We start from the raw sequence: 1529 nt of genomic DNA on the forward strand, positions 1-1529 counted from the left end.
TTAGCGCCCATTAAGATGATCGTCATGCATGGTCATCACAGTGAAGTACTCTCTAATAATGATGGAATCAGGAATGATCGATACACTCTCTCGCCTAAGGCTCACTGGGCGTGCATTTCTTTTTGTAATAGCAGCTTTATTCTCGCTTCAATCTATTGCCCTACAGCCTACACCGGCGCAGCTCGAACAGTTTAAGGGTCTACCTGCAGCTGAGCAGGCTCGTTTAGCCAAGCAGTTTGGTGTGGATATTCCCAATGTAAATGCTGCGCAAACGCCTGTGGTTGCACAAACTAACAGCGTCATGCCAGTGGCTCAGCAGCAAGTAGCTGAGTCTGTGGGCGGAGAGATTAACACCAATACTGAAATGGAAGAAGGCAAACTGCCTGCTTTCGGCTACGACCTATTCGCCGGCCAGCCAACGACCTTTGCACCTATTACCGATATCCCTGTTTCATCTGATTATGTATTAGGCCCGGGTGATTCACTAAAAGTGAATCTCTATGGTAAAGAAAGCCAATTCTTCGAATTGGTCGTTGATCAGGAGGGGCAGGTTTATATCCCTGACTTAGGCCCAATGAGTTTAGCTGGCCTAGACTTCTCTGAAGCCAAAGAAAAAATAAAAAAGACGATTGATCAAAAGATGATTGGTGTTAAAGCCAGTGTTTCGATGGGAAGCTTGCGTTCGATTCGGGTCTTTGTATTGGGTGAAGCTCGTGTACCGGGTTCCTATGTGATTAGCTCTCTCTCGACCATGACCAATGCGCTAGTGTTGAGTGGTGGTGTTTCAGAGTTGGGTTCACTGCGTAATATTCAGTTAAAACGCAAAGGTAAGCTTGTTCAATCGCTCGACGTATATGACTTGCTGCTAAAAGGCGACACCTCGGGTGATGCACAGCTCAAATCTGGTGATGTGGTATTTATTCCAGCTGTTGGCCCTCAAGTAGCAATAAAGGGCCAAATTAAACGCCCAGCATATTATGAGCTTAAAGGTAGTGGCTCCGTTTCTGATCTTCTCTCATATTCCGGTGGTATGTTGGCTTCAGCTTACCCTCAAGGCGCGACGCTTGAACGGGTTAATGAGCAAAATGAACGTGAGTTCCTGAATTTAGACTTATCATTAAATGCTGATATAAACCGCACTTTAAAAAATGGTGACCAGATTACCTTACCTAAAATTCTGCCGAAGGTAGAAAATGTAATTAAAGTGGCTGGCCATGTAGAGCGTGCCGAAACGCGCCGTTGGACGCCCGGTTTACGAGTGAGTGATATCATTCAAAGTATTGAATACTTAAAGCCGGAGCCAGACCTAAATTATGCGTTAATCAAACGCTATTCAAAACCTGAGCGAACATTAAGTGTTCACTCTTTTAGAATCGCAGATGCATTGAAATCTCAGCAAAGCGAAGCAGATCCAGTGCTACAAGACCTAGATGAGCTAGTGTTCTTTGGCCTATATGGTGATCGCTCTGAAGAAGTTGTTAAGTTAGTGGAAGAACTGCGTCAGCAAGCAAGTATTTCTACTCCTTCAA

General features: G+C 44.9%; 1 protein-coding gene. It reads left to right on the forward strand.

All coding sequences use genetic code 11. From position 1 onward, the window contains the following. Positions 1-73 precede the first annotated feature (73 nt). Positions 74-1529, forward strand: a 1456-nt coding sequence (locus A3766_RS02360) for a polysaccharide biosynthesis/export family protein (protein ID WP_197479208.1), incomplete at its 3' end; no start/stop codon positions are given.

This window comes from Oleiphilus sp. HI0132 (genome assembly GCF_001635845.1).